12 protein-coding genes and 1 pseudogene are annotated in these 15,572 nt (G+C 71.8%); 7 read left to right on the top strand and 6 right to left on the bottom strand.

The features are described 5' to 3' along the window. Position 1: 1 nt before the first annotated feature. Entirely contained in the window at positions 2-907 is a 906-nt protein-coding gene (locus E0500_RS06130; RefSeq protein WP_131563339.1) for an acyl-CoA dehydrogenase family protein, read from the top strand. Positions 908-1,389: 482 nt separating this feature from the next. Beyond that, positions 1,390-1,875 (top strand): ATP-binding protein, encoded by a 486-nt coding sequence (locus E0500_RS06125; protein ID WP_131563341.1) that lies wholly within the window; start codon positions 1,390-1,392, stop codon positions 1,873-1,875. A 548-nt stretch (positions 1,876-2,423) separates the two neighbouring features. Here E0500_RS06125 and E0500_RS06120 read toward each other — a convergent pair. Next, the gene (locus tag E0500_RS06120; RefSeq protein ID WP_131563343.1) at positions 2,424-3,350 is read right to left on the bottom strand and encodes a cyclase family protein; all 927 of its coding nucleotides are present in this window, start codon (positions 3,348-3,350) and stop codon (positions 2,424-2,426) included. Positions 3,351-3,509: 159 nt separating this feature from the next. Here E0500_RS06120 and E0500_RS06115 point away from each other — a divergent pair, with 159 nt between their 5' ends. The 4 genes and pseudogenes from E0500_RS06115 to E0500_RS06100 form a co-directional block, all read left to right on the top strand. Further along, positions 3,510-4,421, top strand: coding sequence for an SDR family oxidoreductase (locus tag E0500_RS06115; protein ID WP_131563344.1), 912 nt, complete (start codon positions 3,510-3,512; stop codon positions 4,419-4,421). A gap of 190 nt (positions 4,422-4,611) precedes the next feature. Beyond that, positions 4,612-5,757, top strand: a complete 1,146-nt coding sequence (locus E0500_RS06110; RefSeq protein WP_131563345.1) for an acyl-CoA dehydrogenase family protein — start codon at positions 4,612-4,614, stop codon at positions 5,755-5,757. A gap of 11 nt (positions 5,758-5,768) precedes the next feature. After that, entirely contained in the window at positions 5,769-6,809 is a 1,041-nt protein-coding gene (locus E0500_RS06105; RefSeq protein WP_181586891.1) for a Zn-dependent alcohol dehydrogenase, read from the top strand. Between the two features lie 116 nt (positions 6,810-6,925). Continuing rightward, positions 6,926-8,175, top strand: a pseudogene (locus E0500_RS06100) (MFS transporter); the annotation flags it as partial. On the opposite strand, the gene E0500_RS06095 reads toward E0500_RS06100, so the two are convergent. Continuing rightward, entirely contained in the window at positions 8,107-9,237 is a 1,131-nt protein-coding gene (locus E0500_RS06095; protein ID WP_131563347.1) for a GlxA family transcriptional regulator, read from the bottom strand. The pseudogene E0500_RS06100 and the gene E0500_RS06095 overlap by 69 nt on opposite strands. 239 nt (positions 9,238-9,476) lie before the next feature. Between E0500_RS06095 and E0500_RS06090 the strand changes: the two genes are divergently transcribed. Next, the gene (locus tag E0500_RS06090; RefSeq protein WP_131563355.1) at positions 9,477-10,790 is read left to right on the top strand and encodes an MFS transporter; all 1,314 of its coding nucleotides are present in this window, start codon (positions 9,477-9,479) and stop codon (positions 10,788-10,790) included. Between the two features lie 58 nt (positions 10,791-10,848). Here the strand turns inward: E0500_RS06090 and E0500_RS06085 are convergent, their stop codons facing one another. The 4 genes from E0500_RS06085 to E0500_RS06070 all read right to left on the bottom strand — a co-directional run bounded on the left by E0500_RS06085 (position 10,849) and on the right by E0500_RS06070 (position 15,246). After that, positions 10,849-11,226, bottom strand: a complete 378-nt coding sequence (locus tag E0500_RS06085) for a hypothetical protein (RefSeq protein WP_131563348.1) — start codon at positions 11,224-11,226, stop codon at positions 10,849-10,851. Positions 11,227-11,253: 27 nt separating this feature from the next. After that, on the bottom strand, positions 11,254-11,886 hold the full coding sequence (locus tag E0500_RS06080) for a flavin reductase family protein (RefSeq protein ID WP_258572639.1): 633 nt from the start codon (positions 11,884-11,886) through the stop codon (positions 11,254-11,256). Between the two features lie 122 nt (positions 11,887-12,008). After that, positions 12,009-12,866: an enoyl-CoA hydratase/isomerase family protein gene (locus tag E0500_RS06075; RefSeq protein ID WP_131563349.1), complete on the bottom strand. Its 858-nt coding sequence runs from the start codon at positions 12,864-12,866 to the stop codon at positions 12,009-12,011. A gap of 127 nt (positions 12,867-12,993) precedes the next feature. Continuing rightward, a complete protein-coding gene (locus tag E0500_RS06070; RefSeq protein WP_131563350.1) occupies positions 12,994-15,246 on the bottom strand; it encodes an acetate--CoA ligase family protein in 2,253 nt (750 codons plus the stop codon). Between the last annotated feature and the right edge of the window lie 326 nt (positions 15,247-15,572).

Below are 15,572 nucleotides of genomic sequence, written 5' to 3'. Positions count from 1 at the left end.
CGTGCACTTCCAACTCACCGACGACCAACGAGCGCTGCGGGACGGCGTGCGCGAACTGCTCGAAGGCCGGTTCGGGCGTCAGGCGCTGCGGACCGCCCTGGACACGCCGGGACTCGACCGCACCCTGTGGCGCCAGTTGGGCGAGGCGGGGTTCTTCGCGCTGCGGTTGCCCGAGGCGGAGGGCGGGGTCGGAGTCGGGCTCCCCGAAGCGGTCCTGGCCTTCGAACAGGCCGGCCGGGTGCTGCTGCCCGGGCCCCTGGTGGCCACGCATCTCGCGGCGGACGCCCGGGTGCCGGGAGCCGCGACCGGTCAGGCCGTGGTGACCGCCGTGCAGGGCGGCCTGGTGGAGTGGCTGGACGAGGCGGACCTCGTACGGGGGGACGCGTCCGGCGCCGTACCGCTGCGGTCGGTGGATCCGCTGACCCCGCTGCACCGCGTACCGGACGGAGGCCGAGGCGGAACGGCTCCCCCGGACGTCCCCCTCGCCGTTCTCCTGACCGCTGCCGAGCAACTCGGCTCGGCCTCCCGCACCTGCGAACTGGCCGTGCAACACGCCCGGACCCGAGAGCAGTTCGGACGGCCCGTCGGAGCCTTCCAGGCGGTCAAGCATCTGTGCGCCGGGATGCTGGAGCGGGTCGGGACGGCGCGGGCCGCCGTGTACGCGGCGGCCGTCACCGCCGACCCGCTGGACATCGCCGCGGCCCGGCTGCTCGCCGACGAGGCGGCTCTGCACGGCGCCCGCGACTGCCTCCAGGTGCACGGCGGCATGGGCTTCACCTGGGAGTCCGACGTGCACCTGCACCTCAAGCGGGCCTGGGTGCGCGCCCGCCGTAGCGGTGATGTGACGGAGAGTGAGGAGATCCTCGCGGGGGACCTGTTGGCCGATCCGCCGGGTGCGACCGTCTGACCAGGGGGGCGCCCGGGCTCATGTGGCGGACGGCGCGGATCGTGGCACAGGGGAATTACTGAGCGTTGATATCGGCTTGTGTCCTGCGCGTGACTTGTCACGCCCTGGAGTCGAAGGTCCGCTCCGGTACCTTGTGTGGGGTGCGAGTGGTTCCGAGGACGAGCCATCCCGGTGCCGCCCCCGAGGCGGCGCCGGATCGGGCGATGCGTGCCACTCGCACTGGTGGGCGGGGGTGTGGGCCCGCCTGTTCGACTCCCCGCGACGAGCGTCGCACAGTATGCCGCACGCGTACTCCTTCGCGCTGGAATATGCCCGAAGCGCTTGTTGGGGTGACTGTACGTCAACCATGCTGGCACGTAACGGGATCACGCTCGGTGATCCCCGTCCGGGCCATGCAGTCGATGGCCGTGCAGAAGATGACCACGATCGTGGCCTTGGCGAGGCGCGCGGCGATGTGCCCGCCGGTTCGGATGGTGTGAGCGGTGCAGGTGCTTCAAGTGCAGCTGGAGATCCGGCCCGACCCCACGGAGGTGGGGCGCGCCCGGAAATGGGCCCGTTCACGGCTCGCCGGGTCCGGGATAGAGCCCGATGAGCCACTGGCCGAGACGTTGGTCCTGCTCGTGTCCGAGCTGGTCACCAACGCCGTGGTGCACACCGGCTGCCCGGCGGTGCTGCGGCTGTTGCTGTCCGGGGTGCGGGACGGCTCGGCGGGCACCGTCCGTCTGGAGGTGGCCGACGCCTGTGACCGGCCGCCCTTGCCCCGGCACGCGGAGGGCGAGGACACCAACGGCCGCGGCCTGGCCCTCGTCGAAGGGCTCGCCGACCGCTGGGGCTGGAACTCCGAGGGCGTCGGCAAACGCATCTGGTGCGAACTGGACCGCTGCGAGCCCGGCCCCCGCCGCGGCGCGGCCAGCACCCCCGTCTCGACTTCCATGGCGTACGAGGGATTCGCGTACGAGGCCGTATAGGGCCCGGCGGCCCCGCGGTTGCGGGCGTTCGCCGGCCGGGTTGGCCGGTCGGCTTGGCCGGTCGGGTTGGTCGGCGGGGTCGGCCGGGGCGGCCGGGGCGTTCACGACGCACGCGCCTGCGCGCGGTCGCACGGGCTCGGACGTGTCCGGTGGCGGTCGACGGTCGATGCGCCGGGTGTGCTCCTTTACGCGCCACTATGAAAAGTCCATAACGGGCAAATCCCCGAACGGGTGTTGACGTGTCGTGTCCGTTTGATCACGCTTGTGTTCAGCGATTCACCGTGAGGGGACGGCGAGGGCTCCGGTGACGGAGGCCCTCGACGAGTGTGGGTCGTGATCCGGTGTCGGCTCCCACAGGGCCGGACGGCCCGTCGGTACGGGAGGCGTCCGGGGAGCGAGAGCTGGTACGCCGGAACCGGATGGCGGCGCGCGATGCCGCGCTCGGGGCGAGCTGGGGGCGCTGTCGCCCGAGCGCGGCCGGGAGGTGGGGAGCGCGCCGCCAGCCGGAGAGCGGGGCGAGGGGTCGCCGGGGTGGGCCCGGCGAAACCTCAGAGCACGGCCACGGGGGCCACCGGAGTTCCCGTGGCACCGACGAACGGCTCGGGCGTCGCGGACAGCAGAAAGGCGTAGCGCCCCTCTTCTCCACAGGCTGTGGACAACTCTTCGAGATTCCAGTTCTGACCCTGGAGCATCCCCATCTCGACCAGGTTGAGCGCGTGTACGGGCAGCCACAGGTTCTCGATCTCCGGCGGGAAGATCTCGAAGGTGAGCGTGTCGTTGGCGACGGCGGCGACGTCCCGGGCGTGGAACCACTCGGGCGTGTGCACCGACAGCCCGGGCGAGGGGTACGCGTACGCGTGCCGGTCGCCGCCGAGGTAGGCCCGTATCTGCCCGGTCCGTACGAGGACGACGTCGCCGCTCCTCACCCGCGTACCCGCCAACTCCTCGGCCGCCTCCAGGTCGTCGGGCGTGACCGCGTGGTCGCCGGCGAGCCGGTCCTGGCCGAGGGCGCGCGGGATGTCGAGGAGGACACCGCGCGAGACGATGTGCCGCGCCTTGTCGATGCCGCTGAACTCCGCGCCGCCGTGCGGGGTGATGGTGCTCGCCGGGCGGCCGTTGTAGATCCGCCCCGAGTGGGAGACATGGGTGAGGGCGTCCCAGTGGGTGGCGGACTGCAGGCCCATGGTCACGGCGTCGTCGCTCCAGGCCACGGTGCCGGGGCCGAAGGTCTCCAGGTTGATCTGCACCATCGTGTGCAGCGGATTGACGCGTCCGGGGACCATGCCGGTCTGGACGCCGTCCTGCTGGAGCGGGAGGCCGAGCGGAACGCGCCGCCCGGTCCGCACACTGGCCGCGGCGCCCTGTACGACCTCGTCGGTGATCAGGTTGAGCGTCCCGATCTCGTCGTCGGCCCCCCAGCGGCCCCAGTTGTTCACGCGCCCCGCGATCTCATGGAACTCCTCCGGCAACGACATGATCCCTCCTCGTCTCGCGGTCTGCCGGTCTTCCCCATCCGTCCCGGGGTCTTGTCCGGGTCTGGTCCGGGGTCTTGTCTCCAGGTATCTGACGGGTCGTAGAATCGGCCCGAGCGCAGAATCTAACGGTCCGTCAGAAACTGCGGGAAGGGGTCGGGCGTGGGGAACTTCTTGGCAGGCAAGGTCGTCGCCGTGACGGGGGCCGGGCGCGGCATCGGCCGGGCGGTGGCTCTCGCGGCGGCGGCCGAGGGCGCGCGGGTCGTCGTCAACGACTACGGGGTCTCCATCGAGGGTTCCGAGCCGACGAGTTCGGTCGCCGAGGCCGTGGTCAAGGAGATCGTGGCGGCCGGCGGCGAGGCGGTCGCGGTGGCCGACGACGTGTCGGCCATGGCGGGCGGGCAGCGGGTCGTGGACACGGCCGTCGAGGTGTACGGCCGGATCGACGGCGTGGTGTGCGTGGCGGGGATCCTGCGCGAACGGATGCTCTTCAACATGTCCGAGGAGGAGTGGGACCCGGTCGTCGCCACCCATCTGAAGGGCACCTTCACGGTCTTCCGCGCGGCGTCGGCGCTGATGCGCAAGCAGAGGTCCGGCACCCTCATCGGCTTCACCAGCGGCAACCACCAGGGCTCGGTGTCCCAGGCCAACTACAGCGCGGCCAAGGGCGGCATCATCTCCCTGGTCCGCAGCGCGGCGCTCGGGCTGCACAAGTACGGGGTGACGGCCAACGCGGTGGCGCCCGTGGCCCGTACCCGGATGTCCGCCAACGTCCCCATGGAGCTCACGGAGATCGGCGAGCCCGAGGACGTCGCGGCGCTGGTCGTCTACCTGCTGAGCGACCGGGCCCGCGAGGAACGCATCACCGGGCAGGTGTACACCGTCGCCGGGCCCAAGATCGCGGTCTGGGCCCAGCCGCGCGAGCTGCGCTCGGCCTTCGCGGAGGGCTCCTGGACGCCGGAGCGGATCGCGGAGGTTCTGCCCGGGAGCGTGGGGGTGGATCCGATGCCGATGCTGGAGCGGGTGGAGGCGATGGGGCGGGCGGCTGCCGCCCGGGAACGGCCGAACGCGTAGGCGCTCCGCTGGGGGCGGGAGTGGGGTCGTGGGTGGTTGATCGCCGTGTGGAAACCGCGGCCGTGTGTGGCTGGTCGCTCCCCCACTCTCGGCTGCGCTCGAGCGGGGGGACCCCCATCGCGGCGGAGTCGCATATTGATGCAGCCCCGCGCCCCTTCCGGGGCGCGTAGCTCCTGTGAGGAGGAGGCCCGTGGACTTCGGGTTCGGTGCGGAAGACGAGGCGTTCCGCAGTGAGGTGCGGGACTGGTTGGGGGCGCACCCCGCCGAGGGTGTGAGCCGGCGGGCGTGGGAGCGGGAGCTCGGGCGCGGCGGGTGGATCGGTATCGGGTGGCCGGAGGGCGGGTACGGGAACCGGACCGCGAGTCTCGTCCAGCAGGTCGTCTGGGCCGAGGAGTACGCCCGCGCGAAGGCACCCGCCCGGTCCGGGCACATCGGCGAGAAGCTGCTCGCCCCCACCCTGATCGAACACGGCACCGAGGAGCAGAAGCAGCGGTTCCTGCCGCCCGTCGCACGCGGCGAGGAACTGTGGTGCCAGGGCTACAGCGAACCCGGGGCGGGCTCGGACCTGGCGGGCATACGCACAGCGGCGGTCCGCGACGGCACCACGACGACGTACCGCGTGACCGGCCAGAAGATCTGGACCTCCCTCGCCCATGAGGCCGACTGGTGCTTCGTCCTCGCGCGCACCGAACCCGGCTCGCGCCGTCACCACGGCCTGTCCTTCCTCCTCGTCCCGATGAACCAGCCGGGCCGTGTCGACGTGCGGCCCATCCGGCAGATGACCGGGACGAGCGAGTTCAACGAGGTCTTCTTCGACGGGGCCGTGGCCCATCACGTGGTCGGCGGGGAGGGCAACGGCTGGCGTGTGGCCATGAGCCTGCTCGGCTTCGAGCGAGGGGTGTCCACGCTCGCCCAGCAGATCGGTTTCGCCGAGGAGCTGGGGCAGGTCATCCGTACGGCCGTCCAGACGGGCGCGGCCGACGACCCCGTCGTACGCGACCGCCTCGTACGCCAGTGGGCGGAGCTGCGCACCATGCGCTGGAACGCCCTGCGCACGCTCGGGGGTTCGGGCGGCGAGACGGGTGCGCCGAGCGTGGCCAAGCTGCTGTGGGGCGGCTGGCACCAGCGGCTCGGGGAACTGGCGATGCTCGTACGGGGCGCGGGGGCGGCGGTGGGCCCGCGGGACTGGTCGCCCGAGCAGCCGTACGAACTCGACCCTTTGCAGCACCTGTTCCTGTTCTCCCGGGCCGACACCATCTACGGCGGCTCAGACGAGGTCCAGCGCACGATCATCGCCGAGCGCGTGCTCGGCCTGCCGAAGGAGCCCAGGGGCTGAAGGGGGTTGTGATGCGAGGCGTGGTCTTCGACGGGGAACGGGTGCGGGTCGTCGACGATCTGGAGGTACGCGACCCCGGGCCCGGCGAGGTGGGTGTCGCGATCTCGGCGGCCGGGCTGTGCCACAGCGATCTGTCGGTGGTGGACGGGACCATACCCTTCCCCGTTCCCGTGGTGCTCGGCCATGAGGGCGCGGGGGTCGTGGAGGCGGTGGGCGAGGGCGTCACGCACGTCCGGCCGGGGGACCACGTGGCGCTGTCCACGCTCGCGAACTGCGGTGCCTGCGCGGACTGCGACCGGGGCCGGCCGACGATGTGCCGGAGTGCGATCGGCAGGCCGGGCCGGCCGTTCGCGCGGGACGGGCGGCCGCTGTACCAGTTCGCGTGCAACTCGGCCTTCGCGGAACGCACCGTCGTCAAGGCCGTGCAGGCCGTCCGTATCCCGAAGGACATCCCGCTGCCGTCGGCCGCGCTGATCGGGTGCGCGGTGGTGACGGGCGTGGGGGCGGCACTGAACCGCGCGCGCGTGGACCGCGGCGACAGCGTCCTGGTGATCGGTACGGGCGGCATCGGCCTCAACGTCATCCAGGGCGCCCGGATCGCGGGGGCGCTGCGGATCGTGGCGGTGGACGCGAATCCGGACAAGGAAGCGGTGGCCCGGCGGTTCGGCGCGACCGACTTCCTGACCTCGACGGAAGGGGTACGGGACGTTCTCCCCACGGGCGCGGACCACGCCTTCGAGTGCGTCGGCCGTGTCGAACTCATCCGCCAGGCCGTCGACCTGCTGGACCGCCACGGTCAGGCCGTCCTGCTCGGGGTGCCGCCCGCGACGGCCGAGGCGTCCTTCCGGGTCTCGTCCATGTACCTGGACAAGTCCATCCTCGGCTGCCGCTACGGCTCCTCACGGCCCCAGCGCGACATCGCCCTCTACGCCGACCTGTACCGCGAAGGACGCCTGCTGCTGGACGAACTGGTGACGGCGACATACCCGGTGGAGGACTTCGAGAAGGCGGCCCAGGACGCGAGGGAGGGGAGGGTGGCGCGGGGGTGCTGACGTTCTGAGAGGGCGGGGGCGAAAGAAACCCGGGCCGCACCCGCCGACTGCCGACCACCACCCACAGGCCCGAAAACACCTGGGGCACTGTCAGTCCCGTCCCTTACCTTCGAGATATGACCTACCGAGACATCGCCTCCAAGCAGGTCCTGACCTGGGCCATCGTGTCCGTCGGCGCCCGCATGCCCGTCGCGATGGCTCCCCTCGCCCTGGTCTTCCTGGTCCGCGAACGCCCGGGCGGCTACCCCCTGGGCGCGGCGCTCGCGGCGGCGTACGTCATCGGTGAGATCATCGGCGCCCCCTCCTGGGCATGCGCACCCGCCCCGAGCGAGCCCGCCCCCAACTCGCCGCGGGCCTCACGGCGGGCGCGGCCGGCTTCGCGGGCCTCGGCCTGTTACCGACCGCCCACCCGGTGGTACTCGCCGCGTTCGCCTTCCTCGCGGGCGCCGCCCCCGCCGCGGCCACCGGAGGCCTCCGCGCCCTGCTGACCAGCATCGTCCCGAAGCGGGCCGTCGCCCAGGCCATGTCGACGGAGTCGATGCTGGTGTCCGGCATATGGGCGGTGTCCCCGGCCGCGGTCACGGGTCTCGCGCTCGGCGTCGCCCCCTGGGTCCCGTTGCTGCTCGCCGCCGCCCTCATGGGCTCGTCCGTGGCGGGCCTGTGGCTGCTGCCCGCGGGCTGGGAGGCGGACGGGGCGGACAAGGCGGACGGCGACGGCACGTCGATGCTTCGCCTCCTGGCCCGTGCCTGGCCGGTCTACGTCACGGGCGCGGCCTCCCTCGGCATCCTCGGCCTGGCCGAACTCGTACTGCCCGCCCTCCTGGAACAGCGCGGCACGGGCGTCGGCTGGTCCGGTCCCCTGCTCACCGGGCTGGCCCTGGGATCGGGGGCGGGCGCGTTCCTGTATGGACTGCGCACCTGGCCGGGCCAGTTGCGTACCCGGAGCACGGTGCTGATGTGCGGTGTCTCGGCGTGTGTGACGCTGGTCGCCCTCATACCTCACACGGCGTGGATCGCCGCCGCGCTCGTCCTCGCCGGAGTCCTCCAGGCCGGTGCGTTCGTCACCCGCAACCTCTCCCTGGGCGAGGCGCTCCCGTCGAGCGCCCTGGCCGCCGGGTACTCGGTGATGTACGCGGCCGTCGGCGCGGGCTATGCGGCGACGGGCTCCCTCGCGGGCGCCCTGCTGAACTTCGTCGCACCGTCGACGGCGATCCTCGCGGGTGTCGGCCTGACGCTGCTGCTCACGGCGATCGGCGCGCTGGGGGAGCGCAGGCTCGCGACGACCTCCGCCGCACGCTCAACTGCCGCTGCTGATACGGCTGGTTCCGTTGCGTCCGGTTCCGCTGCTGACGGCCCCAGTGCTGACGGCCCGGTCGTGGCCGCTCCCGGCGCGGAACGTCCGCCGATACGCGGTCGGAGTGACTCCTAGCGCCGCCTGGAGGTGCTGCCGCATCGACTGGGCCGTGCCGAAGCCCGCGTCGTGGGCCACCTGGTCGATGGACAGGTCACTGGACTCCAGCAGGTGACGGGCCCGCTCGACGCGCTGCTGGGTGAGCCACTGACCGGGGCTGACGCCGGTCTCCTCCCGGAAGCGGCGGGTGAAGGTCCGTACCGACATGGACTCCCGCGCGGCCATGTCCCGGAGCTGGATCGGTTCGTGCAGACGGCCCAGTGCCCAGGCGCGGGCGGCGGTCGTGGTCGCCGCCTGCGGGTCGGGCACCGGCCGTGCGATGTACTGCGCCTGCCCGCCGTCACGGTGGGGCGGGACGACCATGCGCCGGGCCACGTCGTTGGCGACGGCCGCGCCGTGGTCGCGGCGCACCATGTGCAGGCAGAGGTCGATGCCGGCCGCGACACCAGCGGAGGTCAGGACGTCGCCGTCGTCGATGAACAGCACGTCCGGGTCGACCTTGATCGGAGGGAACAGCCGCTGCAGTCGCTCGGCATCGGCCCAGTGCGTGGTGGCGGGGCGGCCGTCGAGGAGGCCGGCGGCGGCGAGGACGTACACGCCGGTGCAGATGGAGGCGAGCCGGGTGCCGGGCCTGATGTGAGCGAAGGCGGCGGCCAGCTCGTCGTTGAGCACGCCCTCCTCGAAGACGGGCCCGAGTTCGTACGACGCCGGGACGATGACCGTGTCGGCGGTGGCCAGCGCCTCGGGCCCGTGCTCGACCTGGACGGCGAAGTCGGCATCGGTCCGCACCGGGCCGGGCGGCCGGATCGAGCAGGTCACGACCTCGTACAGGTGCCGTCCCCTGGTGTCCTTCGGGCGGCCGAAGATCCGGTGCGGGATGCCCAGCTCGAAGGGCAGCAGTCCGTCGAGGGCGAGGACGACGACCCGGTGCGGACGGAAGTCCGGTGCGCTGCTCCGGTCCGGAGGGACCGCTTGTGCGCTGCTCCGGTCCGGAGGGACCTCCTGTGCGCTGCTCATGGCCCGATCCTAGCGAATGATGTCCTTCCGGCCGCTCGATGAGCATCGTCGCAGGACGGAAGCTCTATGGCGTGACCCAGCCAACCGAGACCAACGCCACCACGGAGACGGACGCCGGCACGGAGACGAACGCCGGCACGGAGACGAACGCCGGCACGGAGACCGACGCTCCCCGGGAGACCGCTGCCGCCTCGGGGGCCACCGCGGGCTCGGGGACCACCGCCGGCTCGGGGGCCACCATCGTCTCGGAGACCGCTGCCACCCCCGGGGGAGCGCGGTTTGTCCGTTCGGCGCGTGTCCGCCTTCGCTTCCACCGCGCGTGGTTCGTCGCGGCCGTGACCTTCGTGACGATCATCGGCGCCGCGGCCTTCCGCTCCCTGCCGGGCCTGCTCATCGACCCCCTGCACCAGGAGTTCGGCTGGTCGCGCGGCACGATCGGCGCGGCCGTCTCGATCAACCTGGCGCTCTACGGGCTGACGGCACCGTTCGCCGCCGCGCTGATGGACCGGTTCGGCATCCGCCGGGTGGTCGCGGTCGCCCTGTCGGTGATCGCCGTCGGCTCGGGCGCCACGGTGTGGATGACCGCGGCCTGGCAACTCATGCTGACCTGGGGCCTGTTGGTGGGCCTGGGCGCGGGTTCGATGGCACTGGCCTTCGCCGCCACGGTCACCAACCGCTGGTTCACCGAGCGGCGCGGCCTGGTCACCGGCATCCTCACCGCGGCCTCCGCCTCCGGCCAACTGATCTTCCTGCCGCTGCTGTCCTGGATCGTCTCGGAGTACGACTGGCGCCCCGCCGCCGTCACGGTGTCCCTCGCTGCCCTGGCCGTCGTCCCTTTCGTCTGGCTGCTCCTGCGGGACCACCCTGCCGACGTGGGCCTGAAGCCGTACGGGGCGAAGGAGTTCGTGGAGAAGCCCGCGCCCGTGCGGGGGGCCGCCCGGCGCGCGGTGACCGTGCTCTTCTCCGCCATGCGCACGGGACCGTTCTGGCTGCTGGCCGGCACCTTCGCGATCTGCGGCGCCTCGACCAACGGTCTCGTCCAGACCCACTTCGTACCCGCCGCCCACGACCACGGCATGCCCATCACCGCGGCGGCCTCGCTCCTCGCGGTCATCGGCGTCTTCGACGTACTCGGCACCATCGCCTCCGGCTGGTTCACGGACCGATACGAGCCGCGGCGGCTTCTGGCGGTGTACTACGCCTTCCGCGGTATCTCGCTCCTGTTCCTGCCGATGCTGCTCGCCCCGAGCGTCCACCTGCCGATGGTCTTCTTCATCGTCTTCTACGGGCTCGACTGGGTCGCGACGGTCCCGCCGACCCTGGCGCTGTGCCGCGAGCAGTACGGCGACGACAGCGCCATCGTCTTCGGCTGGGTCCTCGCCTCCCACCAGGTCGGCGCCGCCCTCGTCGCCTTCCTCGGCGGCGTCGCCCGGGACACCTTCGGCTCGTACGACGTCGTCTGGTACACAGCGGGTGCGCTGTGCGCGGCGGCGGCGCTGATGTCCCTGGTGATTCGGCGACGGCCAGTGGAGCGGGTGGCGGTGACGGCCTGACACGGGGCACGGTCACTCTGCACCTGGTCACAAACGCCGGAGGCGCAGGCCCCCTCCGTTAGATCTCGATGGCCGCCTCCGGGTCCGCCCCTGCCCGGTAGCGGCGGGTGAGAACCCGTTCCCTCAGGTGTTCGATGTAGAGGGCGGTCTGGATCTCCAGCGGGAAGCCGGGCGGCCAGATCTGTCGCTCGTAGCGGAAGCGGTGACCGCGGAAGGAGAAGCGGGTCTCCGCGTGGACCGACACTCCCTTGTCGGCCTTGTCGGCCTTGTCCACGACGGCGAAGTGCTCCAGTCGCCCCCCGACGAGGCCCGGCAGCCGATCCGATACGAAGAGTTCGTCGAGCCCTTCGCGTGCGAGGGCGCGGAAGCGCTCGACGTACTCGTCCCGGGTCTCGTCCACGTCCACGTCCACGTCCATGTCCATGCCACCGTCCACGGGTGACATCCTCCGACACCCGCGCCGTCAGACGCCCGTGAATCCCCCGAACCGCCCGCGGTGGAACAGCAGCGGAGGCACCTGCGTCGCGTCGGCCCTCGTGTCGGCCGCTCCGAGGGTCTCCACCCGCCCGACCACGATCAGGTGGTCCCCGCCCGTGTGCACGGCGTGGATCGTGCAGTCGATCCAGGCGGCGGCGCCGGCGAGACGCGGTGAACCGGTGGCGGGAGACGCGTCGTACGCGACCCCCGCGAACTTGTCGGCCCCGCTCACCGCGAACCCACGGCACAACTCACCCTGATCGGCAGCCAGTACGTTCACGCAGAAGACGCCCGCGCGGGCGATGCGCGGCCATGTCGTCGACGTACGGCCGACCATGAACGCGACCAGCGGCGGGTCCAGCGAGAGGGAGGAGAAGGACTGGCAGGCGAAGCCCGCGGGGCCGTCGTCAGTGGCCGCCGGTGCGGTGACAACCGTCACCCCCGTCGCGAAGTTCCCCAGCACCCGCCGGAACTCCGTCTGATCCACCGGCGCCCGCTCGTCCTCCCCGACGCTCCGCAACTCGGGGCGCGGCAGCGGATCGACGGGCTCCACGGCCGTGCGAGCCCCCGTCGACCTCAGATACCGGACGGCGGCGGCCGCCATTCCTGCGCTTCCCATCACACCCACCATTGAACCTGACGGGCCGTCAGGAATGAAGGGGTGGGGCGTGAAGAGGCCGGGAGTGAAGAGGTGAGGCGTGAAGAGGTGGGGCATGAAGAGGTGAGGCGTGAAGAGGTGGGTCAGTACCCCTCGTATCGCGGTGTTCGGCGCTCCACGAAGCTCGCCACGCCCTCGTTCGCGTCCACCGTCGTCATGTTGATCTCCTGGGCCGCGGCCTCGGCGGCGAAGGCGGTGGCGCGGTCGGTGTCGAGGGACGCGTTCACGAGCTGCTTGGTGAGGGCGAGGGCGCGGGTGGGGCCGGTGGCGAGGCGTTCGGCCCACTCGCGGGCCGTCTTCTCCAGCTCCTCCGGCGGAACCACGCGGTTGACGAGCCCGAGCCGTTCCGCGTCCGCCGCCGACAGCGCGTCACCGAAGAACATCAGTTCCTTCGCCCGCTGGGGCCCGATCAGACGGGGGAGGAGGTACGCGCCGCCGCCGTCCGGTACGAGGCCGCGCCGTACGAACACCTCGATGAAACGCGCCGGTTCGGCCGCCAGTACCAGGTCGCAGGCGAACGCCAGGTGCGCGCCGATGCCGGCCGCCGTGCCGTTCACCGCCGCGATCACAGGCTTCTCGCAGTCGAGCACGGCGGCGATCAGGCGCTGGGCGCCGAGCCGGATGGTGCGGGCGACGTCGCCGGGGACGCGTTCGGAGGGCGGACCGGAGGGCGGACCGGAAGCGGCGGTCGTACCTGAGGTGCCGCGCAGGTCCGCGCCCGCGCAGAAGCCGCGGCCTGTCGCGGTGATGACGACGGCCCGTACTGCCGGGTCCGCGGAGGCCTCCGCAAGCAGCTGGATGATCCGTTCCCGCTGGTCAGAGGTGATGGCGTTCATTGCCTCGGGGCGGTTGAGGGTGATCCACGAGACGGCGTTGTCAGTGGTGTGCAGTATCAATGAGTCACGGGATTTTTCGGGAGGTTCAAGGGGGGAAACGGGCATGTTGAAACTCCGTTGTGTACGGGGAGTGACAGGAGCCGCGGGCGTCTTGGGCGCGCTGGGTGTGCTCGGTGTCCTGGGCGTTCTCGGTGTTGTCGGTGTTTTTGGTCTCCTGGACGCGTGGTCGCGCTCAGCGGCACACCGCCAGCGCGTCCAGCGCCACGGCGCCCTGCCCGCGTGGGAGCACCATCAGCGGATTGATGTCCAGCTCGGCGAGGTCGTCCCCGAGCTCCAGCGCCATCCGCTGCACCCGGAGCACCACCTCGACGAGGGCGTCCACGTCGGCCGGGGGAGCCCCGCGCACCCCGTCCAGCAGGGTCCGCCCGCGCAGTTCGGTGAGCATGGCGCGGGCCTGGTCCTCGCCGAAGGGGGGCACGCGTACGGCGGAGTCGCGCAGGACCTCCACCAGCACTCCGCCGAGCCCGACCGTGACCGTCGGCCCGAAGAGCCGGTCGTGCGTGACGCCCACGACCATCTCCACGCCCCGCTCGACCATCTGGCACACCAGCACCCCGTCGAGCGAGATGCCCTCGTAGCGCGCGATGTCGGTGAGCTCGCGATAGGCGTCGCGGACCTGGCTGGCCGAGGTCAGCCCGATCTTCACCAGTCCGAGCTCCGTCTTGTGGGCGATCCGCGCTCCGGACGCCTTCATCACCACGGGGTAGCCGACCAGGCTCGCCGCGCGTACGGCCGCGGCGGCGCTGGTCACCAACTGCTCGCGCGGGACGCGGATCCCGTACGCCCGCAGCAGCTGCTTCGCCGCGTGCTCGCTCAGCTGCTGCCCGGGTCGCATCAGTGCCTGGGCCTTGCGGTAGGAGGGCGACGGGCTGCGGGGCGCCTCGTCGAAGGGGGAGTGGTACGCGGTGGTGAACCGCTGGTGGTCGAGGTGGGCGCGGACGGCCGTGATGCAGTTGGCGAAGGTACGGAAGGTCGCGACCCGGGACGATCCGAGCAGGGTCTGCCGGTACGCGGGCTCGGTGCCCACCGGCGAGCCCCACACCACGCACACCAGCTTGTCCGTCTGCTCCGCCGCGTCCACGAGGTCCTGCGCGAGCTTGTCGCTCATGGGCGGGAAGGGCCCGGTGATGGGACAGATCAGTACTCCCACGTCCGGGTCGTCGAGGATCGCGTCGATGATCTTCCGCCCGCGCCAGTCGCCCACCGGGTGCCCGCCGTTGTCGACGGGGTTGGCCACGTTCAGGTACTCGGGTATCCACTGGTGCAGCTCGGCCTGCCTGGCCTCCGACAGCACCGGAAGGTGGAGCCCCGCCTCGGCCGCCAGGTCGGCGAAGTGCGCGCCCGTGCCGCCCGAGATCGAATACACGACGACCCCGCCGGCGGTCCGGGGCCGGCCGCCTTCGGTGTCCGGCCGCCGACGCGCCCGCGCCAGCAGGGCAGCGGTGTCCTGGAGTTCGTCGAGTCCGTCCACCCGGATCACCCCGAACTGCCGCATGGCCGCGTCCACCACCGCGTCGGCACCGGTCAGCTTGCCGGTGTGTGAGGCGGCGGTGCGGGCTCCGGTCTCGGTGCGGCCGACCTTGACGGCGACGACGGGCACGCCGCGCCGGGCGGCCCGGTCGGCGGCGAGCAGAAAGGAGCGGCCGTCCTTCAGGCCTTCCACGTAGGCGGCGATGGCGCCCACCTCGGGCTGCTCGGCGAAGTAGGAGATGAAGTCGGCGGTCTCCAGATCGGCCTCGTTGCCCGTGGGTGCCCAGTGGGAGAGGCGGATGCCGAGCTCCTGGAGGGCGAAGACGGGGCGGCCCTGGTGGCCGGACTGGGTGATGAGCGCGATGGCCGGCCCGTCCAGGTCGTCCCGGAACCGCTCGAAGGCGTTGAGGTTGGTGTTCGGGCCCAGCAGTCGCAGTCCGGAGCGGGCCACGGCGGCGGCGAGCCGCTCCTGCGCGGCCGCACCCTCCGCGCCCGTCTCCGCGAACCCGGAGGCGAAGGCGACCGCGAACTTCACCTTGGTCTCGGCGAGTTGCTCGATCACGGGAAGGGGGTCGGAGACCAGTAACACGGCGAGATCCACCTGCTCGGGCAGGTCGGCGACGGAAGGAGAGCAGGGAATGCCGAAGACGGACTGACGTGTGGGGTGCACCGGATGCAGCCGGGCGCCGACCCGTTCGGCCCAGGTGAGTAACTGCCGAGTGATACCGGTGTTCGGCCGTCCCTCCGCGTCCGAGGCACCGACCACGGCCACGGACCCGGGGCGGAAGAAGCGGTCGAGATCGGGGACGTCGGCGTACAGCGGGCGTCCGCTGACGTCGAGATCGTCGGTCGCGGCGGGCCTGCCGTGCACGACGGGTGAGGGGTGCTCGCCGCAGGCGATGGCCCTGGCCCGGCGGGAGTCGGTGGTGAGGGTGCCGTGGGTTGATCCAAGCATCGGTCCGCCCGCTCCTGTGTGACAGCTCCATTAACTGACGCAGTGTCAGATTACTGAACTGACGCAATGTCAGGAACCGTTGTGCACGGGAGAGGTGCGGTAACCGGACGGGCGCCACCGCGCAAGATGGGCATGGCGTGTGCATAGGCATGTGCATGGGCATGTTCATGGCGGGCGGTGGGGCACAGCTTTCGTACCCGCCACACGCGCCGCTGGAACACCGGACGGCGGCGGAAGTCGCGGAACGGCCAGAATCCTGCGGTAAGAATCTCGGGGTCAGAATCCTGGCGGCCGGGATCTCCGTGCCCAGCGTCGAAGGGCGGGCC

Origin of the sequence: Streptomyces sp. KM273126 (assembly GCF_004337435.2) — a bacterium.
In the GTDB taxonomy this organism is placed as follows: domain Bacteria; phylum Actinomycetota; class Actinomycetes; order Streptomycetales; family Streptomycetaceae; genus Streptomyces; species Streptomyces acidicola.
Note: the sequence above shows the minus strand (reverse complement) of the source record. Positions and strands in the feature narration are given on the sequence as shown.

Coding starts and splice junctions, on each gene's coding strand:
- E0500_RS06120 (WP_131563343.1), bottom strand. CDS start 3,350: ATGTCGTTGCCGGAGGAGTTCCATGAGATCGCGGGGCGCGTGAACAAC.
- E0500_RS06075 (WP_131563349.1), bottom strand. CDS start 12,866: ATGCCCGTTTCCCCCCTTGAACCTCCCGAAAAATCCCGTGACTCATTG.
- E0500_RS06080 (WP_258572639.1), bottom strand. CDS start 11,886: ATGGGAAGCGCAGGAATGGCGGCCGCCGCCGTCCGGTATCTGAGGTCG.
- E0500_RS06070 (WP_131563350.1), bottom strand. CDS start 15,246: ATGCTTGGATCAACCCACGGCACCCTCACCACCGACTCCCGCCGGGCC.
- E0500_RS06105 (WP_181586891.1), top strand. CDS start 5,769: ATGCGAGGCGTGGTCTTCGACGGGGAACGGGTGCGGGTCGTCGACGAT.
- E0500_RS06095 (WP_131563347.1), bottom strand. CDS start 9,237: ATGAGCAGCGCACAGGAGGTCCCTCCGGACCGGAGCAGCGCACAAGCG.